Here is a 26,389-nt window from a genome sequence, read left to right on the forward strand (position 1 = left end):
TCTGATTTATTCAAAAACAAGCCCGATGCAAACGCCGCCCCCCTCCAGCGCCACCGCTCCCATCGCCGAGCCGGTGGCGTTGCTGCTTCTGGCCGCCGGGTCTTCCAGTCGCATGGGCCAGCCCAAGCAGCTCCTGCTCTACCACGGCCGCACCCTCCTGCGCCACGCGGCCGAAACGGCCGTGGCCAGCGGCTGTACGCCCCTTGTGCTGGTGACCGGGGCGCTGCACGAAGCCCTGGTAGCCGAAATTTCGGGCCTGCCCATTCAGGCCATTCACAACCCCGATTGGGAAACCGGCATGGCTTCGTCCATCCGCACCGGCCTGGCCGCCATTGCCGATACCCGGCCTGCCGCCGTGCTCATCATGCTCAGCGACCAGCCCTTGGTGACGCCGGAGCTGCTGCGGGAATTGATGGCCCGGCAACAGCAAACGCAAGCCCCCATCGTGGCGGCGGCTTATGGCGATACGCTGGGCGTGCCCGCCGTTTTCGCCCAAACCATGCTACCGGACTTGCTTCAGCTGCAAGGGCAACAAGGGGCCGGGCGGCTCATTGCCAGCTGGGGCGCGGCCGTGGAGCGGGTGTTGTTTCCGGCCGGTTTGCTCGATGTGGACACGCCAGAGCAGTACGCGGCTTTGCTGGAAACCCAGCCTCGTCAGCCGTAATTTCTTATTTCGTACCCGATTCCAGCTTGCGCAGCTTATCGGCCTTCCAGGTCGTGATGGCCACTACCAGTAGCGTCATCAGCCCCCCAAAAACCACCGAACGCACCGTACCCAGCAACTTGGCCGCCGTGCCACTCTCAAAAGCTCCAATCTCGTTGCTGGAGCCGATGAAGATGTTATTCACGGCTGACACCCGGCCTTTCATATACTCTGGGGTGTAAATGTGGATGAGCGTGGAGCGCACAATCACCGACACGGAATCGAACACGCCGGTCAGGAACAGCAAAAACAGCGACAGGTAGAAGTTTTTCGACAAGGCGAAGCCGATGGTGGCCAGCCCGAAGCCCGCCACCGCCCACAGCAGCTTGCGCCCGGCCCGCCGCTTCAACGGGAAGTAGGTCAACGCAACTGCCATCAGCACCGAGCCAATGGCCGGAGCCGCTTCCAGCTGCCCGAAGCCCTTGGCGCCCACGTTCAGAATATCCGACGCAAACACCGGCAGCAGCGCCACCGCCCCCCCAAACAGCACCGCAAACATATCCAGCGACAACGCCGCCAGCACCAGCTGGTTGCCGAAAATAAAGCGCAGCCCACTCAGCACGCTGTCCTTCAGGTTCAGCCGCTCGCCTTCCATGGGCGGCAGCGGCCGGTTGGCAATGCGCACAAACTGGAACAGCGCCAGCGCCAGCAGCACCGTGCTCACCACGTAGGAATTGGTCACGCCCACGGCCGCAATCAGGTAGCCGCCAATGGCCGGCCCCAGCACCGCCGAGCCCTGGTAAGTGGTGCTGTTCCAAGTAATGGCGTTGGGCAGCAGCGCCCGGTCGGGCAATAGCTGCGGCATGAAGGAGAACAGCGCCGGCCCCATGAAGCCCCGCGCCAGCCCGCTCACGAAAATCACCCCGTACAGCGGCAGCGTGTACAGCGAGTCCTTCGCCAGCCAGTGAATGCCGTAAGGACTGGCGAAGCCCGCCAGCGCCGCCGCGCACAGCACCAGCACCGCAAGCGCCACCACCACAATGTTTTTGCGGCGCATCGAGTCGGCCACGTACCCGGCATACAACGAAACCACAATGCTCGGAATGGCCTCCGATAGACCAATCAGCCCCAGCGCCAGCGGATTATTGGTGAGCTTGAATATTTGCCAACTCACTACCAGGCCCTGGATGCGCGTGGCCACCGTGAGCAGGGTGCGGGCCGATACCAGGCGGCGAAAATCAGGGACGCGCAGTGCCGCGTACGGGTCGTGGGCCGGCGAAGAATCAGCAGATGGCAGCATAAGAGCACAAAAACCGCCTGTGCAGCGGCCAGCGGCAAAGGTAGCCCTGCCTTGCCGTCGCCGGTTAGTTTTGCCACCCCATTTCGCCTACCTTGCAACCCAACGCTCATCCTACTTCCCGCTCCGCTTATGCAAGATTTTGGCCTGGAAATAATACCCCGCCCCGACTTGCCCGCCGTGGTGGCCCGCTGGCAGCGCGAAATAACCGAATCCGAGCTCCAGCACGGCTACCTCGGTATTCTCGCCGCCGGCGATGCCCTCGGCTGCTGGCGCTGGCTACTTGACCTGCGCCGCCGCGAAGAGCTGGCCAGCCCCGCCCTCACCAGCTGGATTAACACCGAGCTCTTCCCTCAGCTCCTGAACCGCTATCCCGCGCCCGTTCGCATAGCCTTCCTCATTTCACCCCTGCGTGCCGCCATCGAGCAAACGGCCAGCTCCGCCGCCGCCCTCAGCTCCGCCTCGCACCCCGGGCAGGGCTACCAAACGGCCCTGTTTACCGAAGAAGCCGCCGCCTACCGTTGGCTTGCCCAATGAACTGCTTCACAGGCAGCCCGAATTATCTTACCTGCTTCGGAAACTTTTTTCAGAAAAACGCCTGGGTAATTTCCCTGAAAAACGGCTTAGATGAAGTTTTGAGGAAGGTTGCGCCAGATTCTCAAAAAGATTGCGGCATTTTTCCACCAAAGGGTATTGCGTAAGTGGATTCTATTTCTCTACATTTGGTCTGATTCTAGCTGGGTAAAACCTACCACCGCCCGTCGCTCCCAGTTTTTTCTCGGTAACTGCATACTATGGCATAAAGCTCTACGTTCTCCTATTCCGTAGCCCTTTATGGACCTCATGCAACCGAGCGACTCCGCGCTCATCTCGCTCTACCTGGCCGGCCAGGAATCCGCTTTCGCTATCCTCCTCGAGCGGCATCGCAGTCGTGTGTTCACGACCATCCTCCTCATCGTGCGCGACGAGGACATGGCCGAGGACCTATTGCAGGACACGTTTATCAAGGCCATCCACACCATGAAAAGTGGCCGCTACAACGAGGAGGGCAAGTTTGCGCCCTGGATTTGCCGCATCGCACACAACCTGGCCATCGACTCGTTCCGGCGTGGCAAGCGCGTGCCCCACATCAGCCTCACCGATAACGAACGGTTAAACAATACACTCACCATTGCCGACGACGGCCCGGACGATATTCTCGCCCGCGAAGAAACCCACAGCCGCCTCCGGGCGTTAATCCAGGAGCTGCCCGCTGCCCAGAAGGAGGTGTTGCTCATGCGCCATTACGGCGATATGAGCTTCCAGGAGATTGCCAACGCCACCGGCGTGAGCATCAACACGGCGCTGGGCCGGATGCGCTACGCGCTGATAAACCTGCGGAAAAAGATGACCGCAAATTCCCTGCATCACTATGATTCAAACCTTACCCCATTCGACACTACTTCAGTATGTGTACAACGAATTGCCGGTTGAAAGGCAGCGCGAGGTAGAGGAGGCATTGCAGCACGACCCGGACTTGGCCGCGAGCTGCGCCGACCTCCTTTTGGCCCAGCGGGCGCTCGACGGTGTACGTCGCGAACCCCGGCCCGAAACCTCCGAGGCCATTTTGCGCTACTCGCGCACTTTCTTGAGCAGGTCCTGAGCCCCTTCAACTTCTTGTGGCGGCCGCTGCATATTCCGCGCTGGCGGAGTTAGGCACTTTACGTCTGTCATGCTGAACGCAGTGAAGCACCTTATCGCGTAGGAACGGCTTGTTCTGGCGTGATAAGATGCTTCACTGCATCAGCATCACAGCCGAGAGCAAGTAATTGCAACCACCCTACTTTTGTGGCCTCCCCTACTCTCCCACCGCATGACTCGCGCCAATCGGTTTCGCTTCTTTCTCGACTACTTCACCACCAATTTTCCGGAGCCCAAAACTGAGCTGGCCTACGGCAATCCCTACGAGTTAATTGTGGCCGTGGTGCTGAGTGCCCAATGCACCGACAAGCGCGTGAACCTGGTAATGCCCGCGCTGCTGGCCGAATATCCCACCGCCGCGCACCTCGGCGCGGCCACCGCCGATGATATTTTCCCTTTCATCCGCAGCGTTTCCTACCCGAACAACAAGGCCAAGCACCTGGCCGGCCTGGGCCGCATGCTCACCGAAGATTTCGGCGGCGAAGTACCGAGCATAATCGAGGAGCTTCAACGCCTGCCCGGCGTGGGCCGCAAAACGGCCAACGTGGTGGTTTCCGTCATCTACAACCAGCCGGCAATGGCCGTTGACACCCACGTTTTCCGGGTGTCGCACCGCCTAGGCCTCGTGCCCAAAACGGCCACCACGCCCCTGGCCGTGGAGAAGGCGCTGGTGCGCTACATCCCCAAGGAGCTCATTGCCAAAGCCCACCACTGGCTGATTCTGCACGGCCGCTACATCTGCGTAGCCCGCTCGCCGAAATGCGAAATATGTCCGCTTTCGGCCAGCTGCGCATATTTCGAGAAAACCTTCGTCAAGCCCCTGGCCAAGCAGCCAAAGGCTTCGGCGTAACGCCAACCTTACGGCGCTACAGCAAGCGCCAAATGGTTTTTGGCACAAGCGGGTACAAGTGTGGAAGCTGTTTAGAAAGTCCCCGAATGGTCATGCAGCGCGCAGCGAAGCATCTTGCTCGCATCGTCAGGCCCGTTCAACGAGGCGAGCAAGATGCTTCGCTGCGCGCTGCATGACCGTTTGAGCACCTTTTGTGACTTTCTAAACAACTCCGTTGCATTACGCGGCACAAACCAACGTTGGTTTAACTCAATGCTGTCGGGACATTACTTTATCGCACTGCCACCTGCTCCATTATTTGCTGTATCTGGGCGGCCATGCGCTGGCGGTCAAACGCCTGCCGGGCGAGCGCACGGCCATTGGCACCAGCCTGCGCCAGGGTTTCCGGCTGGTACAGCAGCGTTTGGAGCTGCGCGGCCAGCGCCGGGGCATCACCGGCCGGCACGTACCAGCCGCAGGCATGCTGCTCCACCAGCGCTTTGGTCCAACCCGCGTTGGTTACCACTACCGGCGTGCCCACAGCCAATGAGTCGTACAGCTTCGCCGGCGAATTGGAATCCAGCACCGGCAAACCCAGGAACGAAACCACCGAAACATCGGCCAGCGCAAACCAACGGAACACCTCGTGGCGTGCCTGCCCCCGCACCAGCCTGATGCGCCCCGGCCACCGCACCGCCGCCGCCGCAAGCAGCGCCTCGAAAAACCCGTGGCCCAGAAACAGCCAGACCACTTCCGCATCGGCCGCCACCATCGTTTCGGCCGCCGCTACCAGCGTTGGAATATCATTGGCCCGCCCAAATGTGCCCGCGTATAGCACCATGCGCTTACCGGCCAGGCCCTGTTCCTGCCGCAGCAGCTGCACGGCGGCGGGCGTAGCGCGGTCTGCCAGTTCCAGGTCGGTACCATTGAGCACGGTGGTGACTTTGGCGGCCGGAATACCCAAATCGGTTACGTAGCGCGCCATATCGGGCGAGAGCGGCAGGATGTGCCGAGCACTTTTATACAGCCGCTTTTCCAGCTGATAAAGCTGCTGCCGGGCCACTGGCGTGGGCACCGCCCCCATCGCAATAGGAAAGGCGGGCCACAAATCCTGCACCTCGAACACCCACGGCACCCGCCGCCAGCGCGCCACCTGCGCCGCCGCCCAGGCAGCAGTCAGCGGCGTGCTGATACCCCAAATCACGTCCGGCTTATCAATCCGTAGCCCCTCGCGCACGGCCCACGCCGCATAGTGCCCAAAGGCCAGCGCCCGCCGGGCCGGGCCCATTTTATTATCATACCGCACTTCAGCTTCACGAATCTCCACCCCTTCGGGCACCCAGGGAAATTCCTGCGTCAGCCGCTGCCCTTTCCATGCGGGGGTGGTCAGCAGCGTTACCCGGTGCATTTTGGCAATGTGGGCCAGCAGCGCATAGTGCCGGCTGGTAGCCGGGCAGTCGGGGTTGGTGTGGTACTGACTGAAAACGGCGATATGCATAGGCGGTGAGATGGTGAAATGGTGAGGTGGTGAGTTTGATGTTTTATCTGGGCGTTCAGCGCTTCAAACTCACCACCTCACCATTTCACAACCTCACCGCTTGGGCCGGTAGTGCGAGTCGTTGAGGATACGCTGGGCATTCTTCTCGGACATTAGGCGGCCCAGCGTCACGTCGGGATGCTCGGCTACGTACTTTCTGATAATTTGCAGGCCCACCCACTGGCCCACGCGGCCGGGACAGGTTTTGTCGATTTCGGGCACGTTGGGCCGCTCACCCACGTATTTCTGGAGCAGGAACGGCGTGGTGGTGTACAGCAGATTCTTTTCCAGAAAATGAGCCCACACCCGGCCTTCGTTCGCATCGAGGCCCAGCATCTCGCGCCGGGTATAGCCCATCAGCACCGAGTCGGGGGTGCAGGGCAGCACCAGACTGGCAAAGTAGAGCGACTTGCCGGCGTGCACCATCGCATCAAGCATGCTATTGGCGGTTAGCTCGTGCTTGTTGTACTTGCTGGCCACATCCTGGGCCAGCACCGGCATAAGACCGGCCGGCGTGTAGCGGCGCAGCATGTACTGCGGCAGGTCGGGTCGCTTGCTGGCCTTGGGGCCGATAAACCAGTCCAGGCTCATCACCAGCAGGCTGTCATTCACGTAGATATCCTTCGCCAGAAAGCCGCTGACGTACGTCACCGTGGGCGGCACCCGGAAATCGGGAAAGTAATAATGCACCCGCCGGAACATCTCGCCCAGGTCGTGGCGCAAGGCGGCGCTATCGGGGAAGGCGGCGGCCGTTTCGCGGCCCACCTGCTGCAAGGCCGGGTTGGTAGCAAGCTGTACCAGAGTGCCTTCCAGCTCTTTTTCCGTGGCCGGCTGCCGCTGCAAGTAGTAGCGCGCAAAGGCCGGGTTGGCATCCATAAACTGCTGCGCCTGCGCGGGCGTCTTCAGCTGGAAAAAAGCCGGCTCCAGCCGTTGTATCTGCACAGATACGGCCGCCGCATCCTCGGCCGCATCGGGACGGCAGCCTTCGGCCGGACCGCTTTTGCAACCGCCAAGGCTGAGGCCGGCTCCTAAAAATATGGGCAGCCAGCGCCGCCAGGCAAAATTATTCGTATTCACGCACGTTACTTTGAGGTAAAATTAGCCAAAACCTGTTGGCTGCCGGCTGTTGCCAGCAGCAATGGAACGATAAACCCCTATGAAAAAACTACTGCTCGCGCTTTTCACCCTCGCCGCTACCATTGGCAGCGCCTCGGCCCAGGTCGAAATTGGCCTGAAAATTTCGCCCTCCATCACCAGCCTGCGGGCCGATTCACCCACCAGCACGGCAGTTGGCAACAACTTCACCAGCGATGGCAGCAAGCTTAGCTTCGGAGGCGGGTTAGTGGTTGATTATTTCTTCGGTGAAAACTATGCCTTTAGTACAGGCTTACTACTAACCGGTAAAGGCGGCACCATTGCATATAACGAAACCAAAAACTCTACTGGGGGTGGAAATGGGCTGAATTTCACGAACTCACTGAAAATAAGCACGCAATACCTCGAGCTTCCCCTTAGTGTGAAGTTGTTCACTAATGAAATAGCCCCTGCCACCCGGCTCTATTTCCAAGTCGGCGGCTCACTGAATGTTCCCATTGGCACCCGCATCAATGGCGAAAAATTCTACATTGACCCAAGCAACAATACCAGTGTCAAGGCCGGCGATTACGTCAAGTTTTTCGATGCTGACGCTTTGGCGGGTGCTGGTGCAGAATATCAATTGGGCAAAAGCACCAAACTTTTCGCCGGCCTTAGCTACCACCGTGGTTTGGTCGACATCGACAATTATTTCGAAAGCACGCGGAAATTCAAAGACGTTACCATTAAAAACAGTGGCTTCGCGTTAGACTTGGGCATCAAGTTCTAAGTATTCGCAACCGCCAGCAAAAAGCCCCAGCTTCTAACGAGGCCTTGTCCTTACCCACATCTCAGGGCTGGTCGAGTTGAGTGGCGAGCCGGACGCCTTCGACGAGTAGGCGCAAGCTCATCAGGCCGCGCCAGAGGGTTTGCCAGCCGGGCGGTCCATCGCCTTTGCGGCCCAGGTGGCCGCAAAGGGCATCATACACGTCGCGCACGGTCTGCACCGGTCGGTGGCTGCGCAGGGCGAGCACCCGCAAAAAAGTCGCCTCCAGCCCCGCGGCCGTCGCCGGCAAGTCGGGTTGGAGGCGGCTTTTTTCGCGCATATCCACCAAAGCCAGGGCCACGACGCTGAGCAGGGCCACGGCGGCAAACAGCCGCTCGGCGGTTTGGAGTTGGAGTTTTTCGGCCCCCAAGCCCGTTTTCAGGGCTTTGTGAAAGTCCTCGATGAGCCAGCGGCTCACGTACTGGCGGGCGCATGCCTGGGCCTGGGCGAAGTCCGTGACGGGCTGGTCGCAGAGCAGCAGCCATTCCAGGCCCGGCGTGGCCGAATCAGCTTCGGCGGCTTCCCAGACCCGCACCACGGCGCAGGGAATCGGGTCCCCTTTGCCCGTGGCGGCCCCCGGCCCCTGGGGCGCGCGCAGGGCCAGCGGGGGGCTGAAACTCACTTGCAGCGCGACCGCGCGCGCGCGCCGCCTGTCCCGGCCGGCCGCGCAAGGCCAGGGGAAACTGGCCCGCCGACGGCTGGGCCCGTGCCAGGGCGAAGAGCCGTCTGGCGGGTGCTTCCCCGGGGCCGGCCACCAGGGCCCGGTCCTGGGCGGCGCGCACCACGAAGCCCAGGCCCTGGGCCTGGCACTGCTGCAAGTGCTCGTAGATGTCGGCCCCGCGGTCGGCCACCACCACCCAGCGCGTGCCCGCCGGCGGGCGGCCCACCTGGCGCAGGCTCCGGGACCAGAGGGCCGACTCCCGCACGCGGCCCTGGCGCAGGCGCGAGCCGCCGGGGGGATGGTCTTTTTCGGCTGCCGGCACGGGCTGCCGGACGTGATACTGCTGGTCCAGGAGGCCCAGCAGCGGCGACGCGGGCCGTTTGGCGGCCGGGTGAATGCAGCAGCACGCCCTGGCTCGTGGCCTTGCCCGGCCCGACCGGCCCCAGGCCGGGGCGGCGCGCGGCGGTTTCGGGCCAGCTCAGCTCGGTCGTATCTTCCACCAGCAGGTAGGTTCCCGGCACCTGCAACGCCTGGCGAACCACGGCCTGGTGCAGCCCCTAGAGTGCCTCGGGCGTGGCCGTTACACTCCCCAGCAAGCGGTACGCCGCTTTGCTGGCCCCGGCCTGTCCGGCGCTCAGCTGCGGAATGCTCGCCCCGGGCTGCCGCGCCCAGCCGGCGGCCAGCGTCACGACCCGCCGGCTGCGCCGCACGTCGCCCAATACCGTGCCCCCAAAATGCGTCTGGGCCCACCACTGCGGGTCGCAGAAATGCGTCGAAATACTCATCCCGCAAGCTACTACCCACCCCCCACAAGGCCCCACAAAAAAACGCCGGCCTACTGGCCGGCGCTTTTTGGAAGATGTGGGTAAGGACAAGCCTTCTAACGAAGCTGGGGCTTTTTATTGATTCGTATTGTGGCCGAAACAACCTTCGTTAGTCCACTATTTCCACCTCACGGTCCTGCAAACGGCTCATGGCGGCGGCCGACGAACGCAGCTGGATTTCCTCGCCCCGCTCGTCTTCGATGCGGTAGTCGGTGAGGCCCAGGCTGCTGTCATTCACCACTTTCACCCATTTGTAGTACTTGAGATACCACTTCATCTGGCGCGAAATCAGGCCTTTGGTGTAATAGGCATACAGGAACGGGTGCACCGACAGCGTGATGCCCGACTGGTTCTGGTTCACCAGCAGGTCGTCAATGCTGTTGTCGATGTCGTCCGTCACCTGGATGGAGGCCGAAATTTTGCCCGTGCCGCCGCAGGTGGGGCACACCTCGCCGGTCACGATGTTCTCGGCCGGCCGCACCCGCTGACGGGTAATCTGCAGCAAGCCAAACTTGGTGATGGGCAGCACGGTGTACTTTGCCTTGTCGAGCTTCATCACGTCGCGCACGGCGTCTTCTACCTTCTTACGGCTTTCGCCCGAGCGCATGTCAATGAAATCGACCACGATGATGCCGCCCATGTCGCGCAGGCGCAGCTGACGGGCCACTTCTTTGGCCGCCAGCATATTAATCATCAGCGCGGTAGCTTCCTGGTCGTTCTCCTGGTTACTCTTGCTACCCGAGTTCACGTCGATAACGTGCAGAGCTTCGGTGTGCTCAATCACGAGGTAGCCGCCGCCGGGCACAGTCACGGTTTTGCCGAACAGCGTTTTCAGTTGCTTCTCAATGCCGGTTTGCTCAAAAATCTTGATTTTTGAGTTGTGCAGCTTCAGCAGCCCCAGCCGGTCCGGTGCGATTTTTTGCAGGTAGTCCCGCATCTCATCGTACATCGCCGGAGCATCCACGGTAATGCTGTCGAACGACTCGTTCAGCATATCCCGCACCATCGACGAGGTGCGGCCCAGCTCGCCGAGCACCTTGTCGTTGGGCTTGGCGGTGCGCAGCGTGCTGTACAGCTGCTCCCACTTCGCCACCATATCCTGCATGTCCTTATCGAGCTCGGCCACTTCACGTCCCTCCGCCACGGTGCGGATGATGACGCCGAAATTTTCGGGCTTAATACTGGCGATGAGCCGCTTGAGGCGGTCCCGCTCAGCTTTACTCACAATTTTCTTACTGACGCTGATGGTGTTTGAGAACGGCATCAGCACGAGATAGCGCCCGGCCATCGAAATGTCGGTGCTCACCCGGGGGCCTTTGGTGGAAATCGGCTCCTTGATAATCTGGACAACGATTTGCTGCCCTTTCTTAAACACACTTTCCGCCTTCCCCACTTTTTCGAGGACGGGTTCAAACGTGAATTTTTCCAGCCCGGCGCTGGGCGCCCGGCCGCTCTGTACCGTGCGGGCCCACTTCGTGAACGAAGGGAATTGCTCGCCGAGGTCGCCGTAGTGCAAAAACGCGTCTTTTTCGTAGCCAATGTCTACGAAAGCTGCGTTCAGGCCGGGCATCACCTTTTTCACGGTGCCCAGGAAGATGTCGCCTACTGAGTAGTTGGTGTCGTTGCGGTCGAAGTGGTATTCAATCAGCCGCTTGTCCTGCAACAACGCTATTCGCTCGCCTTCCTGAGTAGAATTAATGACTAATTCATTACTCAAAGCCTTGATATAGTTAAAGTAACCTGCCGGTAATGCCGCTATAGGCCTACCCCGAAACCGGCAAAGGGAAGCCAGAACCTAACGGTTCTGGCTTCCCTCGCGAGCCACAGGAAAAGCATCTGGCGCGGCCCCACTCGGGAGGCTACGTGAGAGATAGGCTGCTGGCTCCCTTCCCGTTAGGAAATCTGCCGGCCGCCGCTACGCCCCGTGAGGCTTACTTCTTCTTGTGGCGGTTCTTGCGCAGGCGCTTCTTGCGCTTGTGAGTGGCAATCTTATGACGCTTTCTTTTTTTACCGCAGGGCATGATGCTTGGGGGTTAAGTTGGTGATTGGTTGTGTCGTAGCTATTTCAATTTGGCAATTTCCTCTTCTACCGAAGCGGCCAGCGCGGGGTCGTTGCTGAGGCTTTTGGCGGCAAGGAAGGCCTGTTTGGCTTCTTCCTTAGCGCCTGTACGGGCCAAAGTTACGCCGAGGTAGAATTGTCCGTTCACATTTTTTGGATTGACTTTCACCAAATCCTGGAAACGCTTCACGGCTTTGTCGTACTGGTTACTTTGCACCGCGAGTATTCCCATGTTATACAGGGCTTTCTCGTTGCGGGGGTCGGCTTCCAGCACTTCGCGCAGCAACGTTACGCCCTGCACGGGGTTTTCGGAGGCCATGTAGGCCATGCCGAGGTTGGTTTTGGCATCGAGGTTACCGGGTTGGTCCTTCAACACCTTGGTGTAGAGCTCCCGCGCCTTGCCGCCGAGCAGTTTCACCCGCTCGTCGGTAGCCGCAAAGCTAAACGCCTGGAAGTAGGCATCGGCGGCCTGCTGCCAGTGCTGGGCACTGGGTTTGGCCTGGGCCACCTGCTCCAGGTAGTAGCCAGCGCTGTCGAAACGCTCCACGTCGTTGTAGCGGCGGGCCAGGGTGGTAGCCACCGTGGCTTTGGCATCGGGTGTGGCAGCAGCTTGGTACTCGCCCAGCAACCGCGCCAGCTCCTGCCGTTGGGCAGTGCTGGTGGTGGTGTGCGGGGCGGCATCGGGGCCTTTGTTCTCGGTAGCGGTGGCGGGTACCGGGCCAGACGAGGCTTCGGGTTTGGAGCCGTTGGTAGCCATGCCCCCGCCGTCACGGTTGGCCGTGGCAGCAGCATCCTTGCTCAGCTCCGATTTGCTCTCCTTTGGCTTCATGATGCCTTTGGGCAACACGTATAAGCCGCCAACCAGCGCGAGCGCGGCAGCGACGAGGACCAATTGATGCGGAGCGGTGCGAGTAGTAGCCATTAGCTGAAAAAAGCCGGCCGCCGGGCTTTCCCTTACGGAAAAGACACCGGCGGCGCGGCCGGTAATTCATCGTTGTTAGAAAACCAGCAGGGAGTTAATCCCCCTGCCTGTTTCCTAAACAATAACAAACATAATTAGGCTTTGGCCGCAACGGCTTTCACCTTCTTGCTGTTCTTAATCTTAGCCACGAAGGTTTTCGAAGGCTTAAAGCTCGGGATGTAGTGCTCCTCGATGATGAGGGACGTGTTTTTCGAGATGTTGCGGGCTACTTTACGAGCGCGCTTCTTATTTACGAACGAGCCGAAGCCGCGTACATAAATGTTGTTGCCCTCGGTCATCGAATCTTTCACGACTTTGAAGAAGGCTTCAACAGTCATCAATACATCAGCTTTCTCGATGCCGGTCTTCGTGGAGATTTCGGCGATTACCTCAGCTTTAGTCACGTTGGTATGGTACTTAGAGTGGTTGAAAAAAATACAGTTTTAGGCAAAATAGTCCCAAATTCCAGCGTAAGCCCTTGCCCGGTAAGCGGTTCGCCCTTGAATTGGGGCCACAAAGGTAACCCCATTTTTTCGTTTTACCAATCAACCCTTCTAAACTAGGTGTTGGCCCAAATTATTCGCTTTCAAAATTTTGACCGCAAAAACCTCTCAGCCTTCCTTCCTGGCCTCTGCCCTACTGGCCTGGTACCCGCGCCACCAGCGCGACCTGCCTTGGCGCCACACCCGCGACCCGTACGCCATCTGGCTATCGGAGGTTATTCTACAGCAAACCCGTGTGGCGCAAGGCCTTCCCTACTACCAAACCTTCCTGGCGGCCTACCCCACCGTGCAGGACATGGCCGCCGCGCCCGAGGCCGAAGTACTGCGCTACTGGCAGGGTTTGGGCTACTATTCCCGGGCCCGCAACATGCACCGCACCGCCCAGCAGGTGGTGGCCGAATATGCTGGAAAGTTTCCCGGCACCTACGCCGAATTGCTGAAATTGCGTGGCGTAGGGCCCTATACGGCCGCCGCTATCGCGTCGTTTGCCTTCGATGAAGCAGTGGCCGTGCTCGATGGAAATGTGTACCGGGTGCTGGCCCGCGTTTTTGGACTTCACTCCGATATTGCCGCGCCCAGCTCGCGCAAAGAATTCCAGGCCGTGGCCGACCAGCACATCCCCGCCAGCACACCGGCCGACTTCAACCAGGCCATTATGGAATTCGGGGCCATTCAGTGCACTCCAGCCAAGCCCGACTGCCTGTTTTGCCCGATGCAGCTCAGCTGCTGGGCGTTTCAGCATGGGCAGGTGGCGCTGCTGCCGGTGAAAAGCAAGGCGAAGGCCTCGCGCACGCGCTACTTCCATTACTTTGTGCTGCGCCACGGCGAGCAAACGTACCTGCGCGAGCGCCGTGAGAAAGACATCTGGCAGGGCCTGTATGACTTTGCGCTGGCCGAAACCGCCGTGCCGGAGCTGCCTACCGCCGAGCTCCAGCGCCACCTGCATGCCCTGGGCGCGAACCTGGATACCAGCCAGGCGGCCGAGCCCAGCGCGACGTATCGCCACGTATTGAGCCACCAGAAGCTGGAGGTCCGCTTCCACCCAATGGCGCTGGCCGAGCCGCTGCCGGAGGCCGCGTTGCGCGATTTGAGCTTGCGGGCCTACTCGCCGGCGGAGATTGAGGCGCTGCCTAAGCCGAAGTTGATTGCTAACTATTGTGACCAAAACCTTTGAGTGGGCCCTGCCTAATTTAATTAGATTTTTCAGCCTTTATTTTTAGCAAAAAGTATTGCGCGGCAAATTTAATTTCTTATCTTTGAGACAGAAAAGGCCGGGTGGCTTTTTCAATTCTGTATTTCCTAACGTGCAATAATATGGCCGGAGTGAACAAGGTGATTTTGGTAGGCAACCTGGGCAAAGACCCCGAAGTGCGCCATTTGGAAGGCGGTGTGAGCGTGGCTCACTTCACCCTCGCCACCAACGACTATTACAAGGATAAGCAAGGCAACCGCGTGGAGCGGACCGAGTGGCACAACATTTCGGCGTGGCGCGGCCTGGCCGACATGGCTGACAAATACCTCAAAAAGGGCCAGCAAGTGTACATAGGAGGCAAGCTGCGCACCCGCCAGTACCAGGACAAGGACCAGCAGACGCGCTACATCACTGAAATCATCGCCGATGAGATTTCGATGCTGGGCGGTCGGCCGCAAGGTGCTGCTCCGGCGGCCAATGAGGCCAATGGCGCGGGCGTGGCAGAACCGCAACACAGCTTCCGGCAGGAGCCGGAGCTGGACCAGCTGCCCTTCTGACTGCCCGATGGGGGCCTGCACGGCCTGTGGCTGCAACTGTCCCGCGCAGTGATTGAGATGAAGCCCTGGCACTGCGCTGGGGCTTTTTTCGTTGCGGTGGCAGTTACCTTTGAAACTATGAAGGCTGGGCTGTTTTAGGGCCGGGGCCGCTTCTTGCATGAAATGTCTTTCAATATTGCCGGTGCTCACTGGGCTGGGGCTGCTGGCGGGCTGCTCGTCGGCCCCGGATTTTACGCCCAAGCCCAAGGGGTACAACCGCATTGACCTGCCAGCGCACCGCTACCGGATGCTGCCCGCCGGCCACCCCTACGAGTTCGAATATTCGACGCAGGCCGTGATTAAGCGGGATTCGTCGTATATGGCGCAGCCGCACTGGCTTAACGTGTACTACCCCAAGCTGCACGCCAACGTGCAGATTACGTACATGGACGTGCAGCGCGACCGCCGCCTCTACAACAAGATGATGGAGGATGCGCGCAAGCTAACGGGCAAGCACGAAATCAAGGCTACGGCTATTGATGAGCGGATTTTGAAGACGCCGAGCGGGATGCGGGCCTCGGTATTTGAGTTGCAGGGTGAGGTACCGAGCCAGTTTCAGTTTTATACCACCGACAGCACCAAGCACTTTTTCCGGGGCGCGCTGTACTTCCGCACGGCCACGGCCAATGACTCACTGGCCCCGGTGATTGAGTACGTGAAGACAGACATAGTTCGGATGCTGAACACATTACGCTATAAATAACTTTCAATTAACAGTTATCAATTAACAGTTAACAGTTCTGGCAGACAGCTAGGATGTAGCTGAAGCAGGGCCTTGATTGATAGAGAATGTTGGATGATAAATGATAATTGTTAAATGAGTTTTTTCAATACCCGGCTCGAATTTCTGCGTTCGGTGGGCAGCCTCCAGCGGGCCCAACTGCTGGGCAAAGAGCTGGGCCTGTTTACTTATGGCGACCTGATTCAGCGCTACCCGTTCCGGTACCTCGACCGGACGCAGGTGTACAAGGTGGCCGACCTGAACGACGACCTGCCCTACGTGCAGGTGCGCGGTATGCTGCGCGGCAAGGAGCTGGTGGGCGAAGGGCCCAAGCAGCGACTCACCGCCAAAGTGGGCGACGGCACCGGTGAACTGGAGCTGGTGTGGTTCAAGGGGGTGAAATGGGTGCAGCAATACACGCGCAACAACCAGGAATACATCGTTTTCGGCAAGCCGACAATGTTCAACGGGCGGCCACAGATGGCGCACCCGGAACTGGAAGAAGTGACCGAAGCCAAGCCGGGCCAGAGCTTTCTGCAGCCGGTATACAATACCTCAGAGAAGCTCAAGAACTACCACCGCGTTGATAGCAAAGCCATTATGCGGATGGTGGCCGAGCTGCTGCGGCTGGCGCAGCCGCACATCACGGAGTCGTTGTCGCCGGCGCTCATTGAGCGGTATGGGCTGATGGGCAAGGCGCAGGCCATGCAGCAGATTCACTTTCCACAGAGCGCGGAATTGCTGGCGGCGGCGCAGTTCCGGCTCAAGTTTGAGGAGCTGTTTTATGTGCAGCTCAAGCTGCTGCGGCAGCGCGACCAGCGCAAGGTGACCCTGGCGGGCCAGATTTTCAATCAGGTGCCGACGCTGGTGGATTTTTATAAAAACCACCTCGCATTTGATTTGACGGGGGCGCAGAAACGCGTTATCCACGACATTTACAAGGACTTCTGCACCGGCCAGCAGATGAACCGGCTATTGCAGGGCGACGTGGGCTCGGGCAAAACCATCGTGGCCTTCATCGCCATGCTGATGGCGACCGACAACGGCGCGCAAAGCTGCATCATGGCTCCCACCGAGATTCTGGCCGACCAGCACTACACCGGTTTAAAGGTGTACGCCGACGCGCTGGGCATCCGCATTGGCAAGCTCACGGGCAGCACCCGCACCGCCGAGCGCCGCGTGCTGCACGAGGCCCTGCGCGATGGCAGCATGCACATGCTGGTGGGCACCCACGCCCTGCTGGAGGACGTGGTGCAGTTCCGCAACCTAGGCCTGACGATTATGGACGAGCAGCACCGCTTTGGCGTGGCGCAGCGCTCGAAGCTGTGGCAGAAAAACCCGCACATCATCCCGCACGTGCTGGTGATGACGGCCACGCCCATCCCGCGCACGCTGGCCATGACGCTGTATGGCGACCTCGACGTGAGCGTAATTGACGAGCTGCCCGCCGGCCGCAAGCCCATCGTGACGGTGCACCGGTTCGATGCCAACCGCCTGAAGGTGTTCGAATTCATCCGCGACCAGGTGAAAATCGGGCGGCAGGTATACATCGTGTACCCGCTGATTGAGGAATCGGAAACGATGGACTACAAGGACCTGACCGATGGCTACGAGAGCGTGAGCCGGGCCTTTCCGGAGATGCAAATCAGCATCGTGCACGGGCGCATGAAAGCCGAGGAAAAGGACTACGAGATGCAGCGCTTCATCAAGAAGGAAACCCAGATAATGGTGGCCACCACCGTGATTGAGGTAGGCGTGAACGTACCCAACGCCTCGGTGATGGTGATTGAGAGCGCCGAACGGTTCGGGCTTTCGCAGCTGCACCAGCTGCGGGGCCGCGTGGGCCGCGGAGCCGACCAAAGCTACTGCATCCTGATGAGCGGCTTCAAGCTGAGCAAAGATGCTCGCACCCGCCTCGAAACGATGGTACGCACCAGTAACGGCTTTGAGATTGCCGATATCGACCTGAAGCTGCGCGGCCCCGGCGACCTGATGGGCACCCAGCAAAGCGGCGTGCTGGACTTATTGATTGCCGACCTGGCCAAGGATGGCCGCATCCTGAGCGAGAGCCGGGCGGCGGCCCAGGCGCTGCTAAGCGAAGACCCTAACCTGGCCAATCCAGAAAACGCCAACATCCGCCACCACATCGAAAGTCTGCCGGCCACGGCCGTGAACTGGAGCCGGATTAGCTAGCGGTTTATGCTGGCGGCAGAGCAAAAAAAAACGACTTTAAAAAAAGTCGTTTTTTTATTCTGGCTAGAACATCTCAGCAATGAGTCCGCTACCGCTCTGCTGCGGCTGGGCTTGCTGTCGGATAGGCCGGACGGGCTCGGAAGTGAGCACCTGATGAACCAAAACAACCGAGGAGCTGGATTTGGCAGTGGGTTCAACTGTTTGGGCTACAATGGCCGGAGCCGACTCTTTAACGAGCCTGCCGCCAATAATGAGGGCCGATAACAGGGTGAACTTGAGTAATGACTTCATAAGGATAGTAGATAATTGCGGGTGCAAAGGTACAGTGAAACTGGAGTTAGTTCAAAAAATACATTTAAAAAGTCAAATAGCTCGACCAAGTTGAGCGGTTACGAGTTGAAGCCCAGCCGGGTATCGAAGGCCGCCAATCGTTCCCGATTGAACCTTGAAAGCTGACACGAAGTAAACGGTGTTCCTGTACGAAAGTGACTGCGGGAGTGTTATGCTTGGAATACGTTTTTGTTAGCCGCTCCCCCTCTTGGCACAGGACTTAACTGCTAAAAAGTAAAGTCAAAGCTCAAAAGCAGGTACTTTTGGGCACACCAGACCGTTGAAATCCACTTTCCTTATGTTTCCAAAACGTCAAATTTTTATGTTGCAGCGCGCAGTAATAATCGGTTTGATGAGCGGAGCCCTGCTGGGCAATGCGGTATCGGCCGTGGCTCAGAAGACAAAGTCGGCCCCCTTCAGCTACCTACCCGAGCAGGGTACCGACCGCTACGACATGCGCGTGCCGCACAAGACGTTGGCCCTGGCCGATGGCTCGGGCTTTATCATTCTGGCCCACCAGAGTGCGGGCGGCTACGCGGTGGAGCGCTACGATATCGACCTCAAAAAGCAGTGGAGCACTACCATCCCGGTGGGGCCGAGCGAGACGCTGGAAGCTTTTGGGCGTGGCTCGCAACAGGCCCTGGTAGTGCTCCACCATAAGGACGGCGACAGCCAGAACCTGACCGTGGTGCCCGTAAGCCTGCAAAGCGGCCAGAAGGGCGCGGCTAAAATGGTGATGAGCGCCCCCGCCCGCGACCGCCGCCCCGGCGTGAGCATCTCGCCCGATGGCGGCCGGCTGCTGGCTTTCCGCTACCTCACCAGCAACCAGCAGGTGAAGAGCATTGCGGCCACGCTATTCGACCAGAACCTGGCGCAGCTGGAGGAAAAAACGTATGATTTCCGAACGTTGAGCGACTTTTTCTCGCCAGCCGTGCACGTTGCCAACGATGGCACGCAGTATGTGACGCTCATCAGCGAGGGCATGAAGAAACTGACGGTGCGCCGCTATCCGGCCGGGCCTTCTACCGAGATTAAGGTGCTGGGCGTGCCGGTGGGTGGCGTGTTTGGCGGCCGGGCCGTAACGGTGCGCGACGCCCGATTCACGGTGCTGAACGATGGCAGCCTGTATGCCGCCGCGCTGTGCGCCGACTACCAAACCGGCGAATACTACAGCCTGAAAGTAGTGAAGTACGATTTCAGTGGCAACGGCGACATGAAGTTTTCGCCGGAGTTCCGCTTCACGCCCGCCTACCTGACGGAAGTGAGCAAGGCCAGCGGGCTCGATGTGAAACGCCTGGACGACATCTACTTAGGCGAACTGCTGCTGACGCCGGAAAAGCAGCTGATAGTAGTGGCCGAAAAGCACTACGAGGAAGGCGGTAGCGAGGCCCCGGTGCACGCCCGCGAGCTGCATGTGTTTGGCTATAATGAGTTTGGCGCGCCTACCTGGCACAGCATCGTGGCCAAAGACCAGGTGGCCCCGGCCGTGGATTCGTACACCGGCATTGGCTTCCGAGCCGCCGTATTTGGCGGCATGGTGCAGCTACTCACGCTGGAAAATATCAACAAGAAATCGGACCTGTACCTGCGGCGGGTGAATGCCCAGACCGGCGTAGTGAGCGCGCCCGAGCGCCTGAAACTGAACGTGGCCGACGACCAGCAGCTGGCCTACGTGAAGGATTTCACGGCTTGGCTCAATGAGAAAACCATCATCGGCGTGAGCCGGCCGAGCAAGAAGTCGGCCGCGTTGCAGCTGGATAAAATCGTGGTGAAGTAGCGCAGACTTTTAGTCCGCAGCCACAATAAAAAGGGCCGTTCCTGAACCCAGGGACGGCCCTTTTTGAATGAGTTAAACTCATTGTCTCCACTCGCGGACTAAACGTCCGCGCTACATAAAAGGGCCGCCCCCAATTGGGAGCGGCCCTTTTCGTCATCCACAAAATCCGTGAACTAAAAGTCAGCGTAGCCAAATTCGTTAAAATCCGAGCTACTCCGTGGTCTAGACGGCGTACTCGTTGGCCGTAATCAGCTTAGCGGCGATGCGGCGGCGCGACTCTTTCACATTGATGAGTTCGGTTTTGGTGAAGCGCTTGAGGCCCATGAGTAGCAGGCGCTGCTCGTCGCCCTCAGCCATGCTGCCGATGGCATCCTTAGCCGCCTTTTCCACGAGGTCCACGGCGTCGGCCAAGTACACGCGGGCGATATCGGCTTCAACCGACATTGCCTCTTCGCCCTTCACGGAAGCTTCTTTCTCTACGCGGAGGATGGTGCTCTCGGCAATGTACACCTTGATGGACATGTCGGCGATGTTCATCAGCAGCTCCTGCTCCTTGGCGAGGGTAGCGGTGAACTTCTGCACGGCCGAGCCGGCTACCATCAGGATGACCTTTTTCAGGTTGGCGAGGGTTTTCATCTCCTTGCTGAACAGGCCGGTTTCCTCGTCCTGGCTCATGCTCGGGATGCTCATCAACTCCTGCTGCACAGCCTGAGCAGGGCCCATGAGGTCGATTTCACCTTTCAGGCCCTTCTTCAGAATCATATCAACGGCCAGCAGGCGGTTGATTTCGTTGGTACCTTCGAAGATGCGGTTAATGCGCGAATCCCGGTAGGCGCGGTCCATTGGGTAGTCGGCCGAGAAGCCGTAGCCACCGAAAATCTGTACCCCTTCATCCACCACGTAATCAAGCACTTCCGAGCCTTCTACTTTCAGAATGGCGCACTCCACGGCAAACTCGCGGGCGGCACCCAGCAGAGCCTCGTTGGTGCCTTTACCTTCGGCCAGCAGCTGCTGTTCCATGCGGTAGATATCGGCACCAGCGCGGTAAATAGCCGATTCCACGGCGTAGAGGCGGATGGCCTGCTGCGCCAGCTTGTAGCGAATCGCGCCAAACTTCGAAATTGGCATCTTGAACTGCACCCGCTCGTTGGCGTATTTCACGCTCTGGGTAGCGGCACCCTTGGCAGCGCCCAGGCAGGCGGCGGCCAGCTTAATGCGGCCGATGTTCAGCACGTTGAAGGCGATGAGGTGACCTTTGCCAATCTCGCCCAGCACGTTCTCCTTCGGCACCTGCGCATCAGTCAGGAACACCTGACGGGTGCTGCTGCCTTTGATGCCCATCTTGTGCTCCTCGTTGCCGAGGGTCAGGCCGGGCGTGTCTTTATCCACGATGAAGCCGGTGAACTTGTCGCCGTCAATCTGGGCAAATACGATAAATACGTCGGCAAAGCCGGCGTTCGTAATCCACATTTTCTGGCCGTTCAGGACGTAGTGCGTGCCTTCGGTGTTGAGAATGGCTTTGGTTTTGGCACCCAGGGCGTCGGAGCCGGAACCAGGCTCGGTGAGGCAGTAGGCACCCATCAGGCTGCCATCGGTGAGGCCGGGCAGGTATTTGGCCTTCTGCTCATCGTTGCCGAAGTACAGGATGGGCAGCATGGCGATGCCCGTGTGCGCCGCAAACGCCACCGGGAACGAGTGGCCGCCGCCCACACCCTCCGTCACGCGCAGGGCCGTAGTGAAGTCCATGTCCAGCCCGCCGAACTGCTCCGGAATGCTCACGCCGAACAGCCCAAGCTCGCCTGCCTTCTGCATCAAGCCGCGCATGAGGCCCTCTTCGTGGTTGTCGAGGCGCTCCAGTAGCGGGGTTACCTCGGCAGCTACAAAGTCGATGCAGGTCTGGTGCATCATTACCTGCTCCTCGGTAAAGTCAGCCGGCGTGAAGACGCTCTGGGCATCGGTCGGCTTGATGATGAATTCGCCGCCCTTCAGGCTGGCTTGCTGCGTGGTTTCCATGACGTTTGGGGTGGGTGTAGAGTTGAAAAGTGTTAGGCGTGCCTACTAGTTGAAGAAACAACGAGGCCAGCGGTTTGGTGTTGCAAGATACAAAAAATATGTTAGGCACGCCTACTACTTTGCAAAAGGAAAACCCCGGATGTGCGGGGGTTTTAGGTTTTAGCCAGTATGCCTTATTGAGAGCAACTGAAGCATCTTGGTATGGGTTGATTCTTACTTCAATTCCATCAAAGCACCGCTCTTGATAAGCATTTGCTGGTCTTTGTACCGAAACTGCACAAAGGCTGCGACGGCTGACAAGTAACGCACTTGTGTCGCTTCAGGTAACTGGTGCTGCTTCAAGAAGCTGGTGTAATCTGTCATTATATCCGCTACTGACCCATTTCTTAGAATCACAATTTTGCCCTTCCGATTAATAAAAAGCCGGCCGGAATCATGAGAGCCCCAAGTGAATAAATAGACACCATCTGTGAACTGCCGCCGTGAATGGTTAATCACGTTGAAAACGGGAACGTATTGGTACTGACCTGCGAATATTTTGAGGTTGATGCCATCATGCGATTCAATATAATGGCGGATTTGAAGTTCGACTGGAGCGGGAATTCTGACAGCTTCATTCGCAGCAAAGTCAAAGCATTGTGCTTTTACTTCTGCGATATTCAGCATCAGAAGCGATAAGCAAAACAGCAATGAAGCACCTCTCCCACTTCCTTGTAATCGGAATTGATTACTACTGCGGTAGAGATGCTTCACTGCATTCAGCATGACGTTCTTTATAGCAACGGCATCAAAAGCTACTTCAGCAACTCGTAGATGCCGGCGACGCCCTGGCCGCCGCCCACGCAGGCCGTGACCATGCCGTACTTCTTGCCGCGCTCGCGCAACTCGTCGAAGAGCTGGATGCTGAGCTTGGCACCGGAGCAGCCCAGCGGGTGGCCCAGGGCGATGGCGCCGCCGTTCACGTTCAGCTTCTCGGGGTCGATGCCGAGCTCGCGCACCACGGCCAGCGACTGCGAGGCGAAGGCTTCGTTCAGCTCAAACAGGTCGATGTCTTCGAGTTTCAGGCCGGCTTGCTTGAGGACTTTCGGCACGGCTTTGATGGGGCCCATGCCCATGATGCGCGGGTCCACGCCTTCGGTGGCGTAGTTCACCATGCGGGCGATGGGCTCCAGGTTCAGCTCCTTCACCATGCGCTCCGACATCACGAGCACAAAGGCCGCGCCGTCGGAGGTTTGAGAAGAGTTGCCGGCCGTGACGGTGCCGTTGGCAGCGAACACGGGGCGCAGGCGGGCCAGGGCTTCCACCGAGGTGTCGGCGCGGGGGCCTTCGTCGGTATCCACCACGTAGGAGCGGTTTTTCTTCTTGCCGGTGGCGGCGTCCACGTAGGTTTCCTCCACCGTCACGGGCACAATGCTCTTGGCAAACTTGCCGGCCGCGATGGCTTTGATGGCCTTCTGGTGCGACTGGTACGAGAATTCGTCCTGGTCCTGGCGGCTGATTTTGTAGTCGTTGGCCACGGCTTCGGCGGTGAGGCCCATGCCCATGTAATAGTCGGGATGAGTCATCGCCAACTTGTAGTTGGGCACAGTTTTCCAGCCCACGGTGGGCACCATGCTCATGCTCTCGGTGCCGCCCGCGATGATGCAGTCGGCCATGCCGGCCGAGATTTTACCCACGGCCATGGCAATGGTTTCCACGCCGGAGCCGCAGTAGCGGTTCACGATGAGGCCGGGCACGTTGATGGGCAGGGCCAGCAGCGAAATCAGGCGGCCCATTTGTAGGCCCTGTTCGGCCTCGGGCACGGCGTTGCCGACGATAACGTCGTCAATGCGCGTAGGGTCGAGGGCGGGCACCTGGGCCACGAGGTGCTTGATGACGGCGGCGGCGAGGTCGTCGGGCCGGGTGAAGCGGAAACCGCCGCGGGGGGCTTTGCCCACGGCTGTACGGTAGCCGGCTACGATATATGCGGTGTTGTTCGACATGTTGTTCTGACGTTAACCTCACGAGACCCCTTTGGGGCGTAGCCCCCTCTCCCGTGGAGAGAGAGGACTAGTTTCTAGCGCTAGTTAACTAACTTTTAAAAAGTTAAAGACTAAATTTTGATACTCACCCGAAAGTCTAAGACTAGAATTAGAAACTAGTTCCCCCTCTCTGCGGGAGAGGGGGCTAGAGGGTGAAGTGACTCGTGAGGTTAATTCCGCAGTGGCTTACCAGTCGTCAAAATGCTCTGAATCCGTTCCAGCGTCTTGCGCTCGCCGCAGAGGCTCAAGAACGCCTCGCGCTCCAAATCCAGCAGGTACTGCTCGCTCACTTCGGTGGGCGACGACAAATCGCCGCCGCACATCACGTAGGCCAGCTTATCGGCAATGAGCTGGTCGTGGGTCGAGATGTAGTTGCCCTGCTGCATGGCGTACACGCCGGTCTTGAACATGGCCAGCGCGCCTTTGCCGTGCACTTTGATGTTGGTTTTCTGCAGCGGCTGGGTGTAGCCGGCATCGGCCATATCGATGGCGGCGGCTTTAGCCTGGGCGATGACGCGATTGCTGTTCAGCACCACTTCGTCGCCCCGGCGCAGGAAGCCCAGGTCGAAGGCCTCAGCGGCGGAGGTCGAAACCTTGGCCGTACTGATGGTCATGTAGGTGTTGCGCAGCAGGTTGAATTCCGGCTCGCCGTCCTCGTACTTGAGGGCGGTGCGCAGGGTCATTTCCTTGGTGCCGCCGCCACCGGGAATCAGGCCCACGCCGAATTCCACGAGGCCGATGTAGGATTCGGCCGCCGCTACCACACGGTCGCAGTGCAGGTTCAGCTCGCAGCCGCCGCCCAGCGTGAGGCCGTGCGGGGTGCCCACCACCGGGATGCTGCTGTAGCGCATCCGCATCATGGCCTGCTGGAACTGCTGAATCATCATGTTCAGCTCGTCGAAATCCTGGTCGAGGGCCTGCATATACACGAGGCCCAAGTTGGCACCGGCCGAGAAGTTCGGCGCGTCGTTGCCCACCACGAGGCCGCGGTAGCCGGCTTCAGCCATCTCCACGCCTTTCAGCAGGCCCAGAATCACGTCCTGGCCCAGCGCGTTCATCTTCGAGTGGAATTCCACGTTCAGGATGCCGTCGCCAAGGTCGATAACTGAGGCACCGGAGTTTTTCCACAGCACTTTACCGCTGGCGCGCAGGTTGTCGAGAATGATGAAATTCTCCACACCTGGCACCGACTGGTAGCTTTTCGAGGCGATGTCATAGAACTGGCGCACGCCAGCTTCGGTCACCTTATAAAAGGTAGTATTACCGGCGGCCAGCATCTCCTCCACCCACGGGGCGGGAGTGCGGCCGGCAGCTTTGGCCAGGTCGAGGCCGGCCTGCACGCCCAGCGCGTCCCAGGTTTCAAACGGGCCCATTTCCCAGCCGAAACCGGCGCGCAGCGCGTCGTCCAGCTTGAACAGCTCGTCGGAAATCTCGGGGATGCGGTTGCTCACATAGGAGAAGAGGCTGCCAAAGCTCAGGCGGTAGAACTCGCCCGCCTTGTCCTTGCCCGCCACCAGCACCTTGAAGCGGTCGGCCAGCTTCTCGATGGTTTTGGTCATTTCCAGCGTGGCGAATTTCACCTTTTGGCTCGGCTTGTACTCCATCGTGCTCAGGTCGAGCGCGTGGATTTCCGACTTGCCGCCTTCACCCTTCACTTTCTTGTAGAAGCCCTGGCCGGTTTTGTCGCCCAACCACTTGCTCTCGCCCATTTTCTGCACGAAATCGGGCAACACGAATACGTCCTTGGCCTCGTCGTTCGGCAGGCCTTGGGCCAGGCCGTTGGCCACGTTGATGGTCGTATCGAGGCCCACCACGTCAGACGTGCGCAGGGTAGCCGACTTGGCGTGGCCGATAACTGGACCAGTCAGCTTGTCGGTTTCCTCCACGGTCAGGCCCAGCTTCTGCATGGTCTGCATGGCATCGAGCAGGGCGAAAACGCCCACGCGGTTGGCAATGAAGCCGGGGGTGTCCTTGGCCAGCACCACCGTTTTGCCTAGGTACAAATCGCCGTAGTGTTGCAGGAAATCCAGCACTTCCGGCTTGGTGTCCGGCGTGGGAATGATTTCCAGCAGCTTCAGATAACGCGGCGGGTTGAAGAAGTGCGTGCCGGCGAAGTGCTGCTTGAAATCCTCGGAGCGGCCCTCGGCCAGCAGGTGAATCGGGATGCCGCTGGTGTTGCTGGTGATGAGCGTGCCGGGCTTGCGGAACTGCTCCACCCGCTCATAAAGGCCTTTTTTGATGTCGAGGCGCTCGATTACGACTTCAATCGTCCAGTCGCAGCCGGCAATTTCCTTGAGGTTATCATCAAAGTTGCCGATTTTGATGCGGCTGGCGTCGGCCTTGCGGTAGAGCGGCGAGGGGTTGGCAACGATTGCAGCCTGCAGCGCAGCATTCACAATGCGGTTGCGCACGGCCGGGGCCTCCAGTTTCAGGCCCTTTTTCTCCTCGTCGGGCGTCAGCTCTTTAGGCGCAATGTCGAGCAACAGCACCTGCACGCCGATATTGGCGAAGTGGCAGGCAATGCGCGAGCCCATAACGCCGGAGCCGAGCACGGCAACTTTTTTGATGGTTCGATTCATAGTATTTTGACTGTCATTCTGAGCGCAGCGAAGAATCTTGTCACGTCCGCACTGCTGTGATTACTAGCGCCGA

At 59.3% G+C, this 26,389-nt stretch carries 23 protein-coding genes; 10 read left to right on the plus strand and 13 right to left on the minus strand.

Annotated elements, in window-relative coordinates; translation table 11 throughout:
• The first annotated feature begins 25 nt into the window (after positions 1–25).
• Positions 26–664, plus strand: a complete 639-nt coding sequence (locus KQ661_RS00390) for a nucleotidyltransferase family protein (RefSeq protein WP_216678843.1) — start codon at positions 26–28, stop codon at positions 662–664.
• Between the two features lie 4 nt (positions 665–668).
• Here the strand turns inward: KQ661_RS00390 and KQ661_RS00395 are convergent, their stop codons facing one another.
• Complete coding sequence (locus KQ661_RS00395; protein ID WP_216685361.1) at positions 669–1,943, minus strand: MFS transporter; 1,275 nt, start codon at positions 1,941–1,943, stop codon at positions 669–671.
• A gap of 129 nt (positions 1,944–2,072) precedes the next feature.
• Here KQ661_RS00395 and KQ661_RS00400 point away from each other — a divergent pair, with 129 nt between their 5' ends.
• The 3 genes from KQ661_RS00400 (at position 2,073) to nth (ending at position 4,470) form a co-directional block, all read left to right on the plus strand.
• Positions 2,073–2,477: a hypothetical protein gene (locus tag KQ661_RS00400; protein WP_216678845.1), complete on the plus strand. Its 405-nt coding sequence runs from the start codon at positions 2,073–2,075 to the stop codon at positions 2,475–2,477.
• A gap of 297 nt (positions 2,478–2,774) precedes the next feature.
• Complete coding sequence (locus KQ661_RS00405; RefSeq protein ID WP_216678846.1) at positions 2,775–3,413, plus strand: RNA polymerase sigma factor; 639 nt, start codon at positions 2,775–2,777, stop codon at positions 3,411–3,413.
• Positions 3,414–3,792: 379 nt separating this feature from the next.
• Positions 3,793–4,470: an endonuclease III gene (gene nth, locus KQ661_RS00410; RefSeq protein WP_216685362.1), complete on the plus strand. Its 678-nt coding sequence runs from the start codon at positions 3,793–3,795 to the stop codon at positions 4,468–4,470.
• A 271-nt stretch (positions 4,471–4,741) separates the two neighbouring features.
• Here nth and KQ661_RS00415 read toward each other — a convergent pair whose 3' ends face one another.
• Together KQ661_RS00415 and gldB are read right to left on the minus strand one after the other, a co-directional pair.
• Positions 4,742–5,947 (minus strand): glycosyltransferase family 4 protein, encoded by a 1,206-nt coding sequence (locus KQ661_RS00415; RefSeq protein WP_216678848.1) that lies wholly within the window; start codon positions 5,945–5,947, stop codon positions 4,742–4,744.
• A 93-nt stretch (positions 5,948–6,040) separates the two neighbouring features.
• A complete protein-coding gene (gene gldB, locus KQ661_RS00420; protein WP_216685363.1) occupies positions 6,041–7,063 on the minus strand; it encodes a gliding motility lipoprotein GldB in 1,023 nt (340 codons plus the stop codon).
• 79 nt (positions 7,064–7,142) lie between these two features.
• Between gldB and KQ661_RS00425 the strand changes: the two genes are divergently transcribed.
• Positions 7,143–7,850: a porin family protein gene (locus KQ661_RS00425; protein ID WP_216685364.1), complete on the plus strand. Its 708-nt coding sequence runs from the start codon at positions 7,143–7,145 to the stop codon at positions 7,848–7,850.
• 61 nt (positions 7,851–7,911) lie between these two features.
• Here KQ661_RS00425 and KQ661_RS22695 read toward each other — a convergent pair whose 3' ends face one another.
• From KQ661_RS22695 to KQ661_RS00450, 5 genes are all read right to left on the minus strand, one after another.
• A complete protein-coding gene (locus tag KQ661_RS22695; RefSeq protein ID WP_216685365.1) occupies positions 7,912–8,508 on the minus strand; it encodes an IS4 family transposase in 597 nt (198 codons plus the stop codon).
• Positions 8,509–9,104: 596 nt separating this feature from the next.
• Positions 9,105–9,332, minus strand: coding sequence for an IS4/Tn5 family transposase DNA-binding protein (locus tag KQ661_RS00435; RefSeq protein ID WP_216678852.1), 228 nt, complete (start codon positions 9,330–9,332; stop codon positions 9,105–9,107).
• Between the two features lie 148 nt (positions 9,333–9,480).
• Positions 9,481–11,088: an Rne/Rng family ribonuclease gene (locus KQ661_RS00440; protein WP_216678853.1), complete on the minus strand. Its 1,608-nt coding sequence runs from the start codon at positions 11,086–11,088 to the stop codon at positions 9,481–9,483.
• A 343-nt stretch (positions 11,089–11,431) separates the two neighbouring features.
• Complete coding sequence (locus KQ661_RS00445) at positions 11,432–12,352, minus strand: tetratricopeptide repeat protein (protein ID WP_216685366.1); 921 nt, start codon at positions 12,350–12,352, stop codon at positions 11,432–11,434.
• A 134-nt stretch (positions 12,353–12,486) separates the two neighbouring features.
• Positions 12,487–12,828, minus strand: a complete 342-nt coding sequence (locus KQ661_RS00450) for an HU family DNA-binding protein (RefSeq protein WP_317170162.1) — start codon at positions 12,826–12,828, stop codon at positions 12,487–12,489.
• 157 nt (positions 12,829–12,985) lie between these two features.
• On the opposite strand from KQ661_RS00450, the gene mutY reads away from it, so the two are divergent.
• From mutY to recG, 4 genes are all read left to right on the plus strand, one after another.
• Positions 12,986–14,068, plus strand: a complete 1,083-nt coding sequence (mutY, locus tag KQ661_RS00455; RefSeq protein WP_216685367.1) for an A/G-specific adenine glycosylase — start codon at positions 12,986–12,988, stop codon at positions 14,066–14,068.
• A 140-nt stretch (positions 14,069–14,208) separates the two neighbouring features.
• Complete coding sequence (locus tag KQ661_RS00460) at positions 14,209–14,643, plus strand: single-stranded DNA-binding protein (protein WP_216685368.1); 435 nt, start codon at positions 14,209–14,211, stop codon at positions 14,641–14,643.
• Between the two features lie 157 nt (positions 14,644–14,800).
• Positions 14,801–15,385, plus strand: a complete 585-nt coding sequence (gene gldD, locus KQ661_RS00465; RefSeq protein WP_216685369.1) for a gliding motility lipoprotein GldD — start codon at positions 14,801–14,803, stop codon at positions 15,383–15,385.
• A gap of 114 nt (positions 15,386–15,499) precedes the next feature.
• A complete protein-coding gene (recG, locus tag KQ661_RS00470) occupies positions 15,500–17,596 on the plus strand; it encodes an ATP-dependent DNA helicase RecG (RefSeq protein WP_216685370.1) in 2,097 nt (698 codons plus the stop codon).
• A 63-nt stretch (positions 17,597–17,659) separates the two neighbouring features.
• On the opposite strand, the gene KQ661_RS00475 is transcribed toward recG, so the two are convergent.
• Positions 17,660–17,887: a hypothetical protein gene (locus KQ661_RS00475; protein WP_216685371.1), complete on the minus strand. Its 228-nt coding sequence runs from the start codon at positions 17,885–17,887 to the stop codon at positions 17,660–17,662.
• 361 nt (positions 17,888–18,248) lie between these two features.
• Between KQ661_RS00475 and KQ661_RS00480 the strand changes: the two genes are divergently transcribed.
• Positions 18,249–19,703 carry a hypothetical protein gene (locus KQ661_RS00480; protein ID WP_216685372.1) on the plus strand — a complete coding sequence of 485 codons (1,455 nt, stop codon included), beginning with the start codon at positions 18,249–18,251 and terminating at the stop codon, positions 19,701–19,703.
• A 222-nt stretch (positions 19,704–19,925) separates the two neighbouring features.
• On the opposite strand, the gene KQ661_RS00485 is transcribed toward KQ661_RS00480, so the two are convergent.
• From KQ661_RS00485 to KQ661_RS00500, 4 genes are all read right to left on the minus strand, one after another.
• Positions 19,926–21,716, minus strand: a complete 1,791-nt coding sequence (locus KQ661_RS00485; RefSeq protein WP_216685373.1) for an acyl-CoA dehydrogenase family protein — start codon at positions 21,714–21,716, stop codon at positions 19,926–19,928.
• Positions 21,717–21,929: 213 nt separating this feature from the next.
• Positions 21,930–22,382, minus strand: a complete 453-nt coding sequence (locus tag KQ661_RS00490; protein WP_216678861.1) for a hypothetical protein — start codon at positions 22,380–22,382, stop codon at positions 21,930–21,932.
• Positions 22,383–22,510: 128 nt separating this feature from the next.
• Positions 22,511–23,698 carry an acetyl-CoA C-acyltransferase gene (locus tag KQ661_RS00495; RefSeq protein WP_216685374.1) on the minus strand — a complete coding sequence of 396 codons (1,188 nt, stop codon included), beginning with the start codon at positions 23,696–23,698 and terminating at the stop codon, positions 22,511–22,513.
• A 209-nt stretch (positions 23,699–23,907) separates the two neighbouring features.
• Complete coding sequence (locus tag KQ661_RS00500) at positions 23,908–26,316, minus strand: 3-hydroxyacyl-CoA dehydrogenase/enoyl-CoA hydratase family protein (RefSeq protein ID WP_216685375.1); 2,409 nt, start codon at positions 26,314–26,316, stop codon at positions 23,908–23,910.
• Between the last annotated feature and the right edge of the window lie 73 nt (positions 26,317–26,389).

The organism is Hymenobacter siberiensis, from assembly GCF_018967845.1.
Classification (GTDB): domain Bacteria; phylum Bacteroidota; class Bacteroidia; order Cytophagales; family Hymenobacteraceae; genus Hymenobacter; species Hymenobacter siberiensis.